Source organism: Geodermatophilus sp. CPCC 206100 (assembly GCF_048569675.1).
In the GTDB taxonomy this organism is placed as follows: Bacteria; Actinomycetota; Actinomycetes; order Mycobacteriales; family Geodermatophilaceae; genus Geodermatophilus.
Map to the genome: position 1 here is coordinate 1 of NZ_JAQISV010000070.1, position 14,494 is coordinate 14,494.

Sequence of the window (14,494 nt, forward strand, 5' to 3'; positions counted from 1 at the left end):
CCTCCGTCCGCCGCCCGTCGGCCCGTCCAGGTCCCGCCGGCTGCGCGCCCGGACCGGCCGCGTGGGCGGACCGGAGCAGGACGCTCCTACGATTCCCGTCGTGCCCTCGTCGTCGTCGGACTCCCCGCACCCCGCATCGCCAGGGCTCGAGGTCCGGCCCTTCCGCCGCCGGGGGGCGGGGGGGGGGGGGGGGGGCCGGCCGGGCCCCCGCCCCCCGCCGTCGCCGTCGCGGCCAGCGCGAGCGCCGGCCCGCCGAGGAGGGTCACCGGACGGCCGGCGTAGTTGGTCCGCCGCCACGGTGCGCCGGCCGGCCGCGCGGTCAGCCCGCCGGCGGCCAGCAGGCCGAGCCGCGCGGCGGCCGCGCCGGCCAGCACCAGCCGGGCCCGCCGTCGCGCACCGGCATCGGCCGGGCGGCTCACGGGGTGGCGACCGCGACCGGCGGCACCGGCTGGGTGTCCTCGCCGGTGCCGTACTTGCCCGAGGTGCCCTCGCTCTCCCGGCCGAGCGCGAGGACGGTGCTGATCCGGCCGGACGAGGCGTCGACGTTGTCCACGGTGGACACCGCGGCGGAGGTCTCGGGGTCGGCGCGCACGGCCTCCACGAGACCGCCCTCCCCGGCCGCCGCGCCGTCCCCGGCCACCACCGCGCCGGAGCCCGCGGTGTCCAGCGCGACGGCGAGGTCGATCAGGGTGTCGGTCCGGGCCTCGGCCTCGTCGGCGGCGACGCCGGCGGTCAGGACGACGGCGTAGTCGGCCGGGGTCACCGACGCCGAGTCGACGCTGAGCACCTCCAGGGCGGAGAGGCCGGCGAGCACGGAGGAGAGCGCGGCGGTGTTCGGCTCGGGCGCGCCGGGGGTGGCGGGGCGCATGAGCACCTGGGCCAGCAGCGCGCCGACCAGCTGGCCGGTGTCGTCGGTCTCGGGGAGCCGCATCCCGGTGGGCAGGCCCGGGCCGGTGACGTAGCTCTGCAGGCTGGCCGCGGTCGCCGGGTCGCTGTACTCGGGCGTCAGCCGCAGGGTGCCGGTCAGCGTCCCGCCGGCCTGGCCGACGAGCGCGCCGACCTCCTCGACGGTCTCCGGGGCGACCTCGTCCCCGGAGACGACGAGGACGACGCTGCGCCCGGCGAGGCTGCCGGCGACCAGCACCGGGGCGACGGCGTCCTGGAAGGCGTCGCTGGTGTCCAGCTGCGTCTGCAGGGTCTGGGTCTGGTCCTCCAGCGACCGCTTGTCCTGCTCGAGCGCGGTCACCTGGGTCTCCAGGTCGGCGAGGATCGGCCCGTTGAGCTGCGTGGTGCCGATGACGATGCCGAGTGCCACGGCCAGGAACACCGCGATGAGCGAGACCAGGTGGTAGCGGAAGTCGATCACGTGAAGAGGTTCTCCAGCCAGAACACGAAGCTGTTCCATTGGTCGAGCAGCAGGTCGAGGTACACCCGGCCGGCCGCCGACACCGCGAGCGTCGACCCGATCGCGAGGAAGGCGGCCAGGACGAGGACGACCAGCGCCGTCGTCGAGATGCGGCTGCGGTAGAGCCGGCTGACGCCCTTGGCGTCGACGAGCTTGCCGCCCAGGCGCAGCCGGGTGAGGAAGGTGGAGGCCATGCCCCCGCGGCCCTTGTCGAGGAACTCGACCAGGGTGGCGTGGGTGCCGACGGCGACGATCAGCTTGGCGCCCTTCTCGTCGGCCAGCAGCATCGCGATGTCCTCGCTGGTGGCCGCGGCCGGGAAGGTGATGGCCTCGACGCCGAGGTCCTGGACGCGGGCCAGGCCCGGGGCCCGCCCGTCGGCGTAGGCGTGCACGACCACCTCGGCGCCCGAGCGCAGGACGTCGTCGCTCACCGAGTCCATGTCGCCGATGATCATGTCCGGCCGGTAGCCGGCCTCCACGAGCGCGTCGGCGCCGCCGTCCACGCCGATGAGCACCGGCCGGTAGTCACGGATGTAGGACCGCAGCGCCTGCAGGTCCTCCTTGTAGTCGTACCCGCGGACGACCACGAGGACGTGCCGGCCCTCGATCTGGGTGGCGACGTCGGGCACGCCCACGCCGTCGAGCAGCAGCGCGCGCTCGCGCTTCATGTACTCCATGGTGTTGGTGGCGAACGCCTCCAACTGCACCGAGAGCCCGGCCTTGGCCTCGGCCATCGCCTCGGCGATGGTCTCGGGGGTCTGCTCGGTGCCCTTGGCGAGGACGGTGCCGTCCTCCAGGTACAGGGTGTCGCCGTCGAGGCGCACCTGGGCGCCCTCCCGGACCGCGGAGAGCACCTCCTTGCCGACGTTGTCGACGAGCGGGATGCCGGCGTTGGTGAGGATCTCGGGGCCGAGGTTGGGATAGCGGCCGGAGGTGCTGGCGGCGGCGTTGACGACCGCGGCGACCCGGCAGGCCACCAGCGAGTCGGCGCTGACCCGGTCGATGTCGACGTGGTCGATGACCGCGATGTCGCCCGGGCGCAGCCGCTTGGTGAGGTTCTTGGTGCGGCGGTCGAGGCGCACGGTGCCGGCCACGCCGGGTGCCGATTCCGGAGCCCGGCCGCGGCGGAGGGAGCCGATGCGCATGGCCTACACCCTCCCACGGCTGCTCCGACGCGCCGCCGTCCGACGCGCACCGGCAAGCCCGCGGTCACGGAGCGTGTCCGACACCACGGGCAAGCCGACACGCCGGGCCGGATGTGTGGCATCTCCCCGCCGGATGTCCCAGGTCGGCTGGCTAGCGTGGCGGGGGTGACACGAGGGGCGCATGCGGTCGGCAGCACATCCGAGGACGACGTCCTGCAGGCGGACCCGCCGGAGGGGACGGCCGCCGTGGAGGCCTCCGCGCCCGACGTGGGTTCCGTCACTGATGACGACGTCGTGCGGCTGGCGGCCCCGCCCCCGCCGCCGCTGCCGGGCGTCACGTCCCCCGCCGCACCCGCGGGCACCGCCTCCCCCGCGGCCGCCGCCGAAGAGCCGGCCCGCGGCCGCCGCAGCCGACGGGGACTGCGCGGTCCCGGGCTGCGTGAGCGCCGCCGGCAGCAGACCCGCGCCGCCATCGTCGACGCCGCGGCCGAGCTGTTCGCCGAGCGCGGCTTCGACGCGGTGAGCGTGGTGGAGATCGCCCAGCGGGCGGGCGTGGTCGAGAAGACGGTGTTCAACCACTTCCCGGTCAAGGAGGGCCTGGTCTTCGAGGCCGACCCGCCGATGCGCGCCGCGCTGCTCGACGCGGTGCGCAGCCGGCCGGCCGGCGAGTCGGTCACCGCGGCGGCGGGCACCTTCGTCGTCCGGGCCATGAGCGGGCTCGGCGCGCCCGAGGCCGCCGCCGGCGTGGCGGAGATGGCCCGGGTGATCCGCGGCAGCCGGACGCTGCAGGTCCGCGAGCGGGAGATCATCGGCGAGCTGACCGTGGCGCTCGCCGAGCTGATCGCCGAGGAGACCCGGGCCGAGCCCGGCGAGCTGTCGCCGTGGCTGGCCGCCCACTCGGTGCTCGGGCTCTACGCGGCGCTGCTCGAGCTGGCCCGCGACCGCGTGCTGGCCGGCGTCCCGGGGCCGGAGCTGTCCGCCGAGCTGCGGGCGCGCGGCGAGCGGGGCCTGGCCCTGCTCCAGTTCGGGCTGGCCGGGTACGCCAAGCGGCGCTGAGCGTCAGCCGGGCAGCTGGAGGGCCCGCAGCAGCTGGACCGACCGGTCGCCGCGGATCGCCGGCTCCTGGGTGAACAGCGCCACGGCGACCATGTACTCGTCGTCCCCGGCCCAGCCGCGTCCCTCGGCGCACATCCGGCGGATGTGCTCGCGCACCTTCGGCTCGGAGCTGTACCGGCCGTAGTCCAGGCCCATGGCGAGGAAGTTGGCGACCCGGTAGCCCAGGTCCGTGGCGGTGCGCACGGTGGTCCCCGGGTCGGCGTAGCTGGGAACGGCGCAGACGACGTTCGGGTACCCGGCCTTGAGCAGCTGCAGCACCAGGTCGTTGCCGTGCACGCCGCCCCAGAGCTCGGGCATGAGGATGTCGCGGTCCGGCGCCGGGATGTAGGGCGGGTTGGCGATGACCGTGGACACCGGCGGCCCACCGGCGGAGTCCGCGCGGTCGAAGAAGTCGCCGAGCTCGACGGTGTAGCGGTCGGCGACCCCGCGCTCGGCGATGTTGCGACGGGCCGTCTCGACGGACGGCGCGCTGATGTCGAAGCTCGTCACCCGCAGGTCGGGCAGCCCGGCGACGACGTCGGCGATCGCGGTGGCGTCGCCGGTGCCGAGCTCGACCACGCCCTCCTCCGCCCACCGCAGCTGCTCGCGGTACTGCTGCAGCAGCATGCAGACGGAGAACCCGTAGTGCGCGGACTCGTCCGCGGCGTCGAAGCAGCTCACCGGGCGGCGTCGAGGAGGACGGCGGTGGCTGCGGCGGGCGGCCGGACGGCGGGGACCGCGGAAAGATCGTGCACGACCGACCACTACCCCGTCCCCGGCGCTGCACTCCCCGGGTCCCCCGGCCGGGCGATGCTCACGCCGCCCGGCCGACGCGGCTGCCCCGCCCTACGCGGCGGCGCGGGCGGTCGCCGCGACCGAGAGCAGCTCGCGGGCGTGCGCCTGGCCGGTGTCGCTGTCGGTCAGCCCGGACAGCATCCGCGCCAGTTCGCGCACCCGGTCCTCCCCGTCGACGGCGCGGATGTCGGTCGCGGTCACGCCCGCCCCGGTGTCCGGGGACTTGTCCACGACCAGGTGGGTGTCGGCGAACGCCGCGACCTGCGCCAGGTGGGTGACGACGACGACCTGGTGGTCGCGGGCCAGGCGCGCCAGGCGGCGGCCGATCTCGCCGGCCGCCTGGCCGCCGACGCCGGCGTCGACCTCGTCGAACACCATGACCGGAACGGGGTCCGCACCGGCGAAGACGACCTCGATGGCCAGCATCACGCGGGACAGCTCGCCGCCGGAGGCGCCCTTGTGCACCGGCCGCGGCGGGGCGCCCGGGTGGGCGGCCATGAGCAGGGCCACCTCGTCGATGCCCTCCGGGCCGGGCGCCGCCGGGTCGCTGTCGATGGAGAAGGAGACGCTGGCGCTCTTCATCGCCAGCCCGGCCAGCTCCCGGCCGACCTCGGCGGCGAACCCGTCGGCCGCCGCGCGCCGGCCGGCCGACACCCGGGCGCCCAGGTCGTCGACCTCGGCGCGGGCCGTGTCGCGCGCGGCCTCCAGCGCCTCCAGCGCCTCGTCGGAGACGTCCAGCTCGGCCAGGCGGCTGCGGGCGTCCTCCGCCCACGCCAGCACGCCGCCGACGCCCTCGCCGACGTCGGCGTACTTGCGGACGAGCGCGGTGAGGGCCGCGCGCCGGTCCATCACCTCGGCCAGCCGGGCGGGGTCGGCGTCCAGGTCGGCGACGTAGCCGGCGAGCTGCCCGGCCACGTCGGAGACCACGGCGACGGCGTCGGCGAGGTCCTGGGCGAGCATCACCAGCGTGGGGTCGTCGGAGGCGGCCAGGGCCCGCTCGGCGATGGCCAGCGCCGCTCCGGCGTCCTGCGGGAGGTCGTCGCTGACGAGGTCGCCCGTCACGTCACCGACCAGGGCCATGCGGGCCTCGTCGGCGGCCGCGCGCAGGGCGTCGGCGTCGCTGAGCCGCCGGGCCTGGGCGTCGAGCTCCTCGTCCTCGCCGGGCTGGGGCGCGGCGGCCTCGATCTCCTCCAGCCCGTGCCGGAGGACGTCGGCGGCCTGGGCGAGCTCGCGCGCCTGGCCGCGGCGGCGGTCGAGGTCGGCGGCCAGCCCCCGCCAGTGGGCGTGCGCCTCCCGGTACCGGTCGAGCAGCTCGAGGTGGGCCGGGCCGGCGTAGCGGTCCAGCGCGCGCCGCTGCTCGGCCGGGCGGGACAGCCGCAGCTGGTCGCTCTGCCCGTGCACGGCCAGCAGCCCCTCGGCCAGCTCGGCGATCACGCCGACCGGCACGCTGCGCCCGCCGAGGTGGGCCCGCGACCGCCCCTCGGCGCTCACCGTGCGGGCGAGGATCAGCGAGCCGTCGTCGTCGGGGTCCGCCCCGGCCTCGGCGGCCCGCTCCCACACCGGCGAGTCGGCCGGCAGCGCGAGGCGGCCCTCGACGCCGGCCCGGCCGTTGGCCCGCACCCGGCCGGGGTCGGCGCGGCCGCCGAACAGCAGCGTGAGGCCGGTGACGACCATCGTCTTGCCCGCGCCGGTCTCGCCGGTGACGACGGTCAGGCCGTGGCCGAACTCGAGGGTGACGTCGTCGATCGCGCCGAGCCCGCGGATGCGCAGCTCGGTCAGCCGCCCCAGCCGCCCGCGCGTGCCGGCCCCGGCACCCGGTCCGTCCGGGGACGCCGCAGGCACGTCCGCGGCGAGCCCGACCGCCGCCTCGGCCGCGGCGGCCGCCGATCGGGCCGGCCGCTTGTCACGCGTCGTCGTCCGTGCCGCCATCGCGACCCTCCGTTCCGGGGTCGGCGCGGACGATGCCGCGGGTGAGCACGTCGCGTCCCGGGGTCAGCTCGTGGCCCGGGTCGTGGGTGCGGGCGTCCCGGAAGCCGCGCACCGGCAGTCCGAACTTGGCGACCAGCCGGTCCCCGAAGGTCGACGGGTGCACCCGGGCGATGCGCACGGGGCGGGCCGCCCGGCGGACCTCGACGCGTCCGCCCTCGGGCACCTCCAGCGCACGGCGCCCGTCGGCGGAGACCCGGGCGCGGTTGCCGTCGGCGGGGATCGCCACGGTGAGCACCGAGTCCGGGGAGGTCACCAGCGGGCGGGAGAACAGCGCGTGGGCGTTGGAAGGGACCACGAGCATCGCCTCGACGTCGGGCCAGACGACCGGGCCGCCCGCGGAGAAGGCGTAGGCGGTGGACCCGGTGGGCGTGGAGAACAGGACGCCGTCGCAGCCGAAACTGGTCAGCGGGCGGCCGTCGATGGCCACCACCACGTCCAGGACCCGGGAGCGCTCGCTCTTCTCCACCGACGCCTCGTTGAGCGCCCACGTGCCTCCGACGACCGCTCCGGTGGCGTCGAGGACGTCCACCTCGATGGCCAGCCGCTTCTCGACCGAGTACTCGCAGCGCTCGATCGCGGTGAGGGTCTCCTCCACGGCCTCCGGCTCGGTCTCGGCGAGGAAACCCACCCGGCCGAGGTTGACCCCCATGAGCGCGGCGTTGCTGTAGCGGGCCAGCTCGGCGGCGCGCAGGAACGTCCCGTCGCCGCCGAACACCATGACGATCTCCGCACCACGGGCGGCCTCGGCATCGGCCGGGACCACCTCCGCGCCCTCGATGCCGAGGTCGGGGGCCTCGTCCTCGAGCAGCCGCACGGTGATCCCGCCCTTGGCCAGGCGGGCGGCGGAGCTGCGGGCCAGTTCGACGATGTCGCTGCGCCCGGTGTGCACGGCGAGCAGGACGTGCCGGGTGCCACTGGGCCACAGCGCGGGGCTGGTCTCGGTCACGCGACCTCCTCGGGAGCGCCGGTCTGCTTCACGATGGTCCTTCCTCGACGGCGCGGCGGACGTCCTCCTCGCGCGGCGGCCCGGCGTCCCGGCGCAGCCAGAGGAAGAACTCCACGTTGCCGGCCGGCCCGGGCAGCGGGCTGGCCACCACCCCGGCCGTACCCCAGCCGAGCTCGGCTGCCACCCGGGCCACGTCCAGCACCGCGGCCTGCCGGTGCGCGGGGTCGCGGACCACGCCCCCGGACCCCAGCCGCTCGCGTCCGACCTCGAACTGCGGCTTCACCATGGGCAGCAGGTCGGAGGCGGCGGTCGCGCAGCCGGTGAGGGCGGGCAGCACCAGCCGCAGGGAGATGAAGCTCAGGTCGGCCACCACCAGGTCGACCGGGCCGCCGACCGCCTCCGGGGTGAGCGTGCGCACGTTGGTGCGCTCCAGGACGGTGACCCGGTCGTCGGTGCGCAGCGACCAGGCCAGCTCGCCGTAGCCGACGTCGACGGCGACGACCTCGCGCGCGCCCCGGGTCAGCAGGACCTCGGTGAAGCCCCCCGTCGACGCCCCGGCGTCCAGCGCGCGCCGGCCCTCGACCGGCACCGGGAAGGCCTCGAGGGCACCCAGCAGCTTGTGCGCGCCGCGGGAGACCCAGCTGGGCTCGTCCGGGTCGGTACGGACCACGACCGGCGTGTTCGCGTCGACGCCGGTCGCGGGCTTGGTGGCGGCCTGCCCGGAGACGGCCACCCGCCCCTCGGAGATCAGCGCGACGGCGTGCTCGCGGGAACGGGCCAGCCCCCGCCGCACCAGCTCGGCGTCGAGTCGGCTGCGGCGCACCATCAGAGCTGGTCGATCGCGCCGAGCTCGCGCTGCAGCCGGGCGTACTCGTCCTCGTAGACGGCGACGTGCTCGGCGACCGGCCGCTGCGCCAGGTCGGCGAAGCGCGCACCGTCGTCCACCGGCGACTCGGGGGCCGCGGTCGCCACCGGGCCGGGGACCGACGCCGGTCCACCCGCCGGACGCGAGTCCGGCCGCGGCGGACCCGGGACCGGTCGCGGTCGGCTCGGCTCGGTCATCGTGGGCCTCTCCGGGGTGGTGGGCACGGCGCGGTGCGGCGCCGCCGGTGCGGACGGCGTCGCGGACTCGGGCGCCGGCCGGGGTGCTGTCCCGGTTCGCGAGGTTACCGGCCGGGGGCGACGGGCACGGCCCGCGGACCGGGGCTAACGTTCGCCCGCCAGGTCCCCACTCCCGCTGGAGGCGTGCCCGCGTGGCGACGATGGAGCAGTGCATGACCGCCCTGAAGGGCATCCTCGGCGACCTCGCCGCCAATCCGGCGGCGCAGGGGCTGGACCGGAGCCTGTCGTGCTCCCTGCCGGACCTGGGGCAGATCGTCCGGGGCCGGCTGTCGCGGGGGTCGCTGCACGAGATGCGGGCCGAGCCGGCCGACCAGTCGCTGGAGAAGGCCGACATCCGGCTGACCATGGCCAGCGACGACCTGGTCGCGCTGACCGAGGGTCGGCTGTCCTTCGGCCCGGCGTGGGCGTCGGGCCGGGTGAAGCTGGAGGCGGGGCTGCGCGACCTGCTGCGGCTGCGCAAGATGCTCTGACGCCCCGGGCGGGCGGTCACTCCGCGCCCCCCAGGGACCAGCGCACGAGGGCCGCGGCGGACGCGTCGTCCGCGGCCTGCACGAGGGCTCCGGCCGCGTCGTGGGGGTGGATCGCCCAGTGCGCCACGCAGAGCGCCCGCAGGCCGTCCAGCCCGTCCCCGGCGTGGTCCCCGGCCACGGAGGGCCCCGACAGCCGCAGCCGGCCGTCCTCGCCCACGGGGCGGACGGCCCAGGCGCCGCAGCGCCAGGTCCCCGCCGCCCGGACCACCTCAGGATGGACGTCCAGCAGGCCGGAGGCGTCGCGCGCCAGCAGGTCGGGGCGCTGGTCCGGGCCGGCGGCCAGCAGGGCGGCCGGGTCGGTGACCCCGGTGAGGACCAGCAGGCTGTCGGCGCCGGCGCGCCGGCTCCCCTCGATGTCGGTGTCGAGCCGGTCCCCGACGACGAGGGGGTGCCGCGCCCCGGTGCGGCGCACGCACTCGGCGTGCATGGCCGGGTCGGGCTTGCCGGTCACCAGCGGCCGGACCCCGGTCACCGTGCTGACCACCCCCACCATGGCGCCGTTGCCCGGCAGCGGGCCGCGCGGCGAGGGGATCGTGGCGTCGGTGTTGGTGGCGACGTGCTCGGCGCCGTTGCGCACGGCCACCACGGCCTCGGCGAGCTCGGCCCAGCCGACCTCCCGCCCGTAGCCCTGCACGACGGCGGCCGGCCGGTCCTCGGCCCCCCGCACCACGGTGAGCCCGGCGGCCTCCAGGGCGGTGGCCACCCCCGGCCCCCCGACCGGGAGCACCCGCGCGCCCGCGCCGAGCCGGGCCGCGACGACCGTGGCCGCCGCCTGGGAGCTGGTGATCACGTCCTCGGCGTCCGCGCGGACGCCGAGCGCCGACAGGTGCGCCGCGACGTCCTCGGGCGTCCGGGCGGCGTTGTTGGTGACGAAGCCCAGCCGCATCCCGGCCTCCCGCGCGGCCGCCAGCGCGTCCGGGACACCGGGGACCGCGTCGGGGCCCACGTAGACGACGCCGTCGAGGTCGAGCAGGGCGACGTCGTAGACCTCGGTCGGCGCGCCGGAGCAGCCGCGGGCGAGGCCGGGCACGGGCACGGTCACCGGCGACCTCCCGTCCGGCGCGCCCGGACACCGCGCAGCGCGCGGGTGTAGTGGCCCAGGTCGGGCCGCATGGCGACGGCCAGGGCCAGGTGCTCGGCGGCCAGCTCCAGGTCGCCCGCCCGGCTGGCCGCCAGCCCCAGGCCGAACTGGGCGTAGTCGTCGGTCGGGTTGCGGCTGATCAGCTCGCCGAAGGTGTCGATGGCCTCGTGGTAGCGCCCAGCGTCGTACTGGGCCCGTGCCAGGGCCTCGAGCAGGCTGCGGGACCCGGGTTCGGCCTCCGCGGCCCGGGCGAGCAGTGTGGCCGCGGCGGCGGGATCACCGCTGGCCAGCAGCTGCAGTCCGCGTTGGTACCACTCGTAGACGTCTCCCCCGGGGACCCCCGTGTCGGACACCGCCGCCCCCTCCGTCCGCCGCCCGTCGGCCCGTCCAGGTCCCGCCGGCTGCGCGCCCGGACCGGCCGCGAGGGCGGACCGGAGCAGGACGCTCCTACGATTCCCGTCGTGCCCTCGTCGTCGGCGGACTCCCCGCACCCCGCATCGGCAGGGCTCGAGGTCCGGCCCTTCCGCGCCCTGACCTACCGGCAACGAGATCCCGGGCGCCTGGCCCGGGTCAGCTCGCCAGCCTACGACCTCGTGACGCCGGAGGGCCGGGATCGGCTGGCCGCGGCCGACCCGCACAACGTCGTGCGCCTCATCCTGCCCCGCGTCGCGCCGCCGCCGGGGGCTTCGGCCACCGATGCGCTGCAGCGCTCGGTCGAGCAGGCCGCCCGCACCCTCGCCGACTGGGAGGACGCCGGGGTACTCGAGCGGGATCCGACCCCGGCGCTGTGGGTGTACGAGATGTCGCCGCCCGGCGGCGCGGCGGCCTCGGTGGGCTGGCTGGCCGCCGTCAGCATCCCCCCGACCGGGTCCCGGGCCGTGCTGCCGCACGAGGACACCTACCCACCGGCCGTGGAGGGCCGGCGGGCGTTGCTGGCCGCGACCGGCACCGACCTGGAGCCGATCCTGCTGGCCCACGACCCCGACCCGGAGGTGCCGGAGCTGACCGATGCCGCTCGGGCGGCGGACCCGACGCTGGTGGTGGAGGACGCCGACGGGGTCCGCCACCGCCTCTGGCGGGTGACCGACCCCGTCCTCGTGGCCCGCGTCGCGACGGCGCTCGGGCGCACCGGCGCGGTGATCGCCGACGGCCACCACCGCTTCGCGGCCGCGCAGGCGCACGCCCGCAGCCGGGCAGCGGCGGACAGCATCCTCGCGCTGGTCACGCCGATGGGGCCCGGTGGACTGCACGTCCACGCGATCCACCGGGTCGTTCCGGACCTGCTCCTCGACGACGCCCTGGAGGCGGCCGCCCCGGGCTTCGCGGTGACGGAGATCGCCGGCCTGGGGAACGGGGACGCCGGCCTGCGGGCCGCGGTCGACCGCTGGCTGACCGACCCCGCCGAGTCCGGGTACCTGCTCAGCGACGGCCGGCGGCTGGCCGTGCTGCGGAACCCGTCGGCCGACGTCCTCGCCGCCGTGCCCGCCGAGGCGCCCGCGGCATGGCGCCGGCTCGACGTCGTGCTCGCCCACCACGGCCTGTTCCAGCTGCTGTGGGGCCGCAGCGACGACCCGGAGTCGGTGCGGGTGGCGCACACGGTGGAGCAGGCGCTGGCCGGCGCGACCGCCCGCCGCGGTGTGGCCGTCCTGCTGCGCGCCCCCTCGCCGGCGGACGTCGCCGCCGTCGCGCGGGACGGCGCCCGCATGCCGCGCAAGTCCACCCTGTTCGTCCCCAAGCCCCGGACCGGCCTGGTGCTCCGCCCGCACGACGACTGACCCGCGGCTCACGCCGAGGCGACCGCCGTGCCACCGGACGCCCGTGGCACCTTCCGGCCGCGCCGGCAGTTCACCTCGCACACCGAGGCGGTGCCGGTCGGCGTGCGCCAGAAGCGCCGCTGGAGGGCGCCCTCCACCTCCACGACGTCCCCGGCCCCCCAGGCCGCGATCCGCCGCTGGAGGCCCCGGTCGTAGCTGATGCAGGTGAGGACGTCGACCGACTGTCCGCGCGCCCGCGGTTCGGGTCGGCGCACCACCAGGCGGAAGGTGACGAGGGTGTCGCCACTGGGCAGGGTCCGCAGCTCCGCGGGTGCAGAGACCCGCCCGCGGAGGACGACGTCGTTCCGGTCGATGACTGCCACGCTCATGACGGCAGCCTCTCCGGAGGCCGGTGCGCCGGCCAGGCACGCCGTCGGTCTGTGGACCGGAGCCCGGGGTGTGGACGGCCGGCCCGGGGATGTCAGCGGTCGGTGCCCGCGTCGTCCCCGGGCGGGTCGATCTCGCCGAGGAGTTCGGCGACCTCGGCCTCGATGTCGTCGTCGATGACGATCTCGTCGTCCGCGAGGTCCTCGTCGTCGGCCAGGTCCCCGTCGTCGTCCAGGTCGTCGTCGTCCGCGAGGTCGTCGTCGTCCGCCTCCACCGTCACCGGAGGAGCGGGCTGGTCGTCGTCGGCACCGGCGCCGACGGGGACCTCCTCCTCGGAGAACTCGACGTCCGGCTCCTCGGGGGTGTGGGCGGCCACGGCCTCCTCCCAGGCGTCGGCCGACGCCCGGTCGCCACTGGCGGAGAGCAGGTCGGCGTACGCGGACGCGAGCCGCAGCACCCCGGGATCGGTCAGGTCGACCGACTCCGGTCGCGGCCGGCCGCCCAGGGCGCCTTCGAGGACCAGGCGTGCCGCCGGCAGCTCATCGAGGTCCCGACGGGCCCCGGCCTCGACCAGTCGCAGCTCGACGGCCTCGGCGGCGTCCGGGGACTCGCCGAAGGCCTCACGGACGAGCCGCAGGGCCACCTCAGGGCGGCCGAGCGCGCGCTCGCAGTCCGCGAGCACGGCTCGGTAGGTGTCATCGCCGCTCATCCGCCGGTAGGCGCGCAGCTCGCGCGCCGCCTCGGCGTAGTCACCGGCGTGGTACGCGGTGACGCCGACGGCCTCCCGAACGGCGCCGATGCGCGATGCCCGGTCACGAGCCGCGCGGGCGTGGGCCAGGGCCTCGTCGGGCTGGTCGTCGACGAGCGTCCCCGCCGCGACGAGGTGGCGGGCCACCCGCTCGGCGTTGCGGGACTCCAGCCCGCGCAGCGCGGAGCGCACGGCGGGGTCGAGGTCGCGAGCGTCGGCCCAGTCCGGGATCTCCGGACCCGAGGGGGCCGGCGGCGTGCGCTCGGGGCGCGGGCCGCGCTCGGGCCGGCCGCGCCGGTCGTCCGAGGGATGGCGATCCTGCCAGTTCCGTCCCTGAGCTCCGCCGCTGCCGCGGTGCGGACGACGTTCCTGCCAGTCGCCGCGCGGGCTCGCGGGCCGCTGCGGGTCGTCGCCGGCCGGTCGCCGCTCCTGCCACTCCCCGCGTGTGCCCGCCGGGCGCTGCGGCCGGTCGCCGGCGGGACGGCGCTCACGCCAGTCCCCGCCCGCGGACCCCGCACCCTGCGGACGCCGCTCCTGCCACTCCCCGCGTGTGCCCGCCGGGCGCTGCGGTCGATCGCCGGCGGGACGGCGCTCCTGCCAGTCCCCACGAGCACCCGCCGGGCGCTGCGGCCGGTCACCGGCCGGGCGGCGTCCCTGCCAGTCCCCACGGGCACCCGCCGGGCGCTGCGGCCGGTCGCCGGCGGGGCGGCGCTCACGCCAGTCCCCGCCCGTGGACCCCGCACCCTGCGGACGCCGCTCCTGCCACTCCCCCCGGGGACCCCCCGGGCGCTGCGGTCGATCGCCGGTCGGACGCCGGTCCTGCCACTCACCGCGCGGTCCGCCGGACCGCTCGGGACGGCCGCTCGAGGGACGGCGCTCCTGCCAGTTCCCCCGCGTCCCCTCGGACGCCGGCGGACGCCCGCCCGAGGGACGGCGCTCACGCCAGTCACCCTGCGCGGCGCCCGCCCCCTGCGTCCGACGATCCTGCCCAGTGCCCCGCTCGGGCTGTGCCGGACGGCGCTCCTGCCCCCCGCTCCGGGGCCCGCCGGAGCGCTGGGGGGCGTCTCCGGAGGGTCGGCGCTCCTGCCACTCCGGGCGGCCCGCCCCGCTCGGGCGCTCCCCCGAAGCCCGACGCCCCTGCCACGAGCCCTCGGAACCGCGTCCGCTCGAGCCGCCTCGGGCGCCACCGGCCCCGCCCTGCTGGCGGCCCTGACCCTGGCGGCCCTGGCCCGCGCCGCGGCCACCGCCGCGGGGACCCTGTCCGCCGGTGCCGCCGGCGCCTCGTCGAGGAGAAGTCATGACTGTGTGCGTACCTCGATGCCGGGTGGAGCACTCACGGTGCTGGAGAGATGTGCAGGAAACACGGAAACGGGGGCCGGAGCGCGTGGCTCCGACCCCCGTTTCGTGAGTGGTTGTCCGGCGGCGTCCTACTCTCCCACCCCGTCTCCAGGGCAGTACCATCGGCGCTGAGAGGCTTAGCTTCCGGGTTCGGAATGA

General features: G+C 77.1%; 14 protein-coding genes. 3 read left to right on the top strand and 11 right to left on the bottom strand.

Annotated elements, in window-relative coordinates:
* Positions 1-415 precede the first annotated feature (415 nt).
* On the bottom strand, positions 416-1,366 hold the full coding sequence (locus PGN05_RS23835; RefSeq protein ID WP_419755065.1) for a copper transporter: 951 nt from the start codon (positions 1,364-1,366) through the stop codon (positions 416-418).
* Entirely contained in the window at positions 1,363-2,550 is a 1,188-nt protein-coding gene (gene steA / locus PGN05_RS23840; protein ID WP_419755066.1) for a putative cytokinetic ring protein SteA, read from the bottom strand. Before steA ends, PGN05_RS23835 begins: the two co-directional genes overlap by 4 nt.
* Positions 2,551-2,715: 165 nt before the next feature.
* On the opposite strand from steA, the gene PGN05_RS23845 reads away from it, so the two are divergent.
* Entirely contained in the window at positions 2,716-3,606 is an 891-nt protein-coding gene (locus PGN05_RS23845; protein ID WP_419755067.1) for a TetR/AcrR family transcriptional regulator, read from the top strand.
* Between the two features lie 3 nt (positions 3,607-3,609).
* On the opposite strand, the gene PGN05_RS23850 is transcribed toward PGN05_RS23845, so the two are convergent.
* The 5 genes from PGN05_RS23850 to PGN05_RS23870 form a co-directional block, all read right to left on the bottom strand.
* Positions 3,610-4,326, bottom strand: coding sequence for a methylase (locus PGN05_RS23850; RefSeq protein ID WP_419755068.1), 717 nt, complete (start codon positions 4,324-4,326; stop codon positions 3,610-3,612).
* Between the two features lie 165 nt (positions 4,327-4,491).
* The gene (gene recN, locus PGN05_RS23855) at positions 4,492-6,369 is read right to left on the bottom strand and encodes a DNA repair protein RecN (RefSeq protein WP_419755069.1); all 1,878 of its coding nucleotides are present in this window, start codon (positions 6,367-6,369) and stop codon (positions 4,492-4,494) included.
* The gene (locus PGN05_RS23860) at positions 6,344-7,375 is read right to left on the bottom strand and encodes an NAD kinase (protein ID WP_419755070.1); all 1,032 of its coding nucleotides are present in this window, start codon (positions 7,373-7,375) and stop codon (positions 6,344-6,346) included. Before PGN05_RS23860 ends, recN begins: the two co-directional genes overlap by 26 nt.
* A gap of 28 nt (positions 7,376-7,403) precedes the next feature.
* Positions 7,404-8,201 carry a TlyA family RNA methyltransferase gene (locus tag PGN05_RS23865; RefSeq protein WP_419755071.1) on the bottom strand — a complete coding sequence of 266 codons (798 nt, stop codon included), beginning with the start codon at positions 8,199-8,201 and terminating at the stop codon, positions 7,404-7,406.
* Positions 8,201-8,347 (bottom strand): hypothetical protein, encoded by a 147-nt coding sequence (locus PGN05_RS23870; RefSeq protein ID WP_419755072.1) that lies wholly within the window; start codon positions 8,345-8,347, stop codon positions 8,201-8,203. Before PGN05_RS23870 ends, PGN05_RS23865 begins: the two co-directional genes overlap by 1 nt.
* A gap of 302 nt (positions 8,348-8,649) precedes the next feature.
* On the opposite strand from PGN05_RS23870, the gene PGN05_RS23875 reads away from it, so the two are divergent.
* Entirely contained in the window at positions 8,650-8,967 is a 318-nt protein-coding gene (locus tag PGN05_RS23875) for an alkyl sulfatase C-terminal domain-containing protein (protein ID WP_419755073.1), read from the top strand.
* Between the two features lie 16 nt (positions 8,968-8,983).
* Here PGN05_RS23875 and PGN05_RS23880 read toward each other — a convergent pair whose 3' ends face one another.
* Both PGN05_RS23880 and PGN05_RS23885 read right to left on the bottom strand, forming a co-directional pair.
* A complete protein-coding gene (locus PGN05_RS23880; RefSeq protein WP_419755074.1) occupies positions 8,984-10,069 on the bottom strand; it encodes an HAD-IIA family hydrolase in 1,086 nt (361 codons plus the stop codon).
* Complete coding sequence (locus PGN05_RS23885) at positions 10,066-10,461, bottom strand: tetratricopeptide repeat protein (RefSeq protein WP_419755075.1); 396 nt, start codon at positions 10,459-10,461, stop codon at positions 10,066-10,068. The genes PGN05_RS23880 and PGN05_RS23885 overlap by 4 nt, the downstream gene beginning before the upstream one ends.
* Before the next feature lie 108 nt (positions 10,462-10,569).
* Here PGN05_RS23885 and PGN05_RS23890 point away from each other — a divergent pair, with 108 nt between their 5' ends.
* Positions 10,570-11,883, top strand: coding sequence for a DUF1015 family protein (locus PGN05_RS23890; protein ID WP_419755076.1), 1,314 nt, complete (start codon positions 10,570-10,572; stop codon positions 11,881-11,883).
* Positions 11,884-11,891: 8 nt separating this feature from the next.
* Here the strand turns inward: PGN05_RS23890 and PGN05_RS23895 are convergent, their stop codons facing one another.
* Together PGN05_RS23895 and PGN05_RS23900 are read right to left on the bottom strand one after the other, a co-directional pair.
* Positions 11,892-12,251, bottom strand: a complete 360-nt coding sequence (locus tag PGN05_RS23895; protein ID WP_419755077.1) for a single-stranded DNA-binding protein — start codon at positions 12,249-12,251, stop codon at positions 11,892-11,894.
* A 92-nt stretch (positions 12,252-12,343) separates the two neighbouring features.
* A complete protein-coding gene (locus tag PGN05_RS23900) occupies positions 12,344-13,189 on the bottom strand; it encodes a tetratricopeptide repeat protein (protein WP_419755078.1) in 846 nt (281 codons plus the stop codon).
* Between the last annotated feature and the right edge of the window lie 1,305 nt (positions 13,190-14,494).

Excerpts from the sequence above, each read along its gene's own strand:
- steA (WP_419755066.1), bottom strand. The coding sequence starts at position 2,550 with ATGCGCATCGGCTCCCTCCGCCGCGGCCGGGCTCCGGAATCGGCACCC.
- recN (WP_419755069.1), bottom strand. The coding sequence starts at position 6,369 with ATGGCGGCACGGACGACGACGCGTGACAAGCGGCCGGCCCGATCGGCG.
- PGN05_RS23865 (WP_419755071.1), bottom strand. The coding sequence starts at position 8,201 with ATGGTGCGCCGCAGCCGACTCGACGCCGAGCTGGTGCGGCGGGGGCTG.
- PGN05_RS23875 (WP_419755073.1), top strand. The coding sequence starts at position 8,650 with ATGACCGCCCTGAAGGGCATCCTCGGCGACCTCGCCGCCAATCCGGCG.
- PGN05_RS23895 (WP_419755077.1), bottom strand. The coding sequence starts at position 12,251 with ATGAGCGTGGCAGTCATCGACCGGAACGACGTCGTCCTCCGCGGGCGG.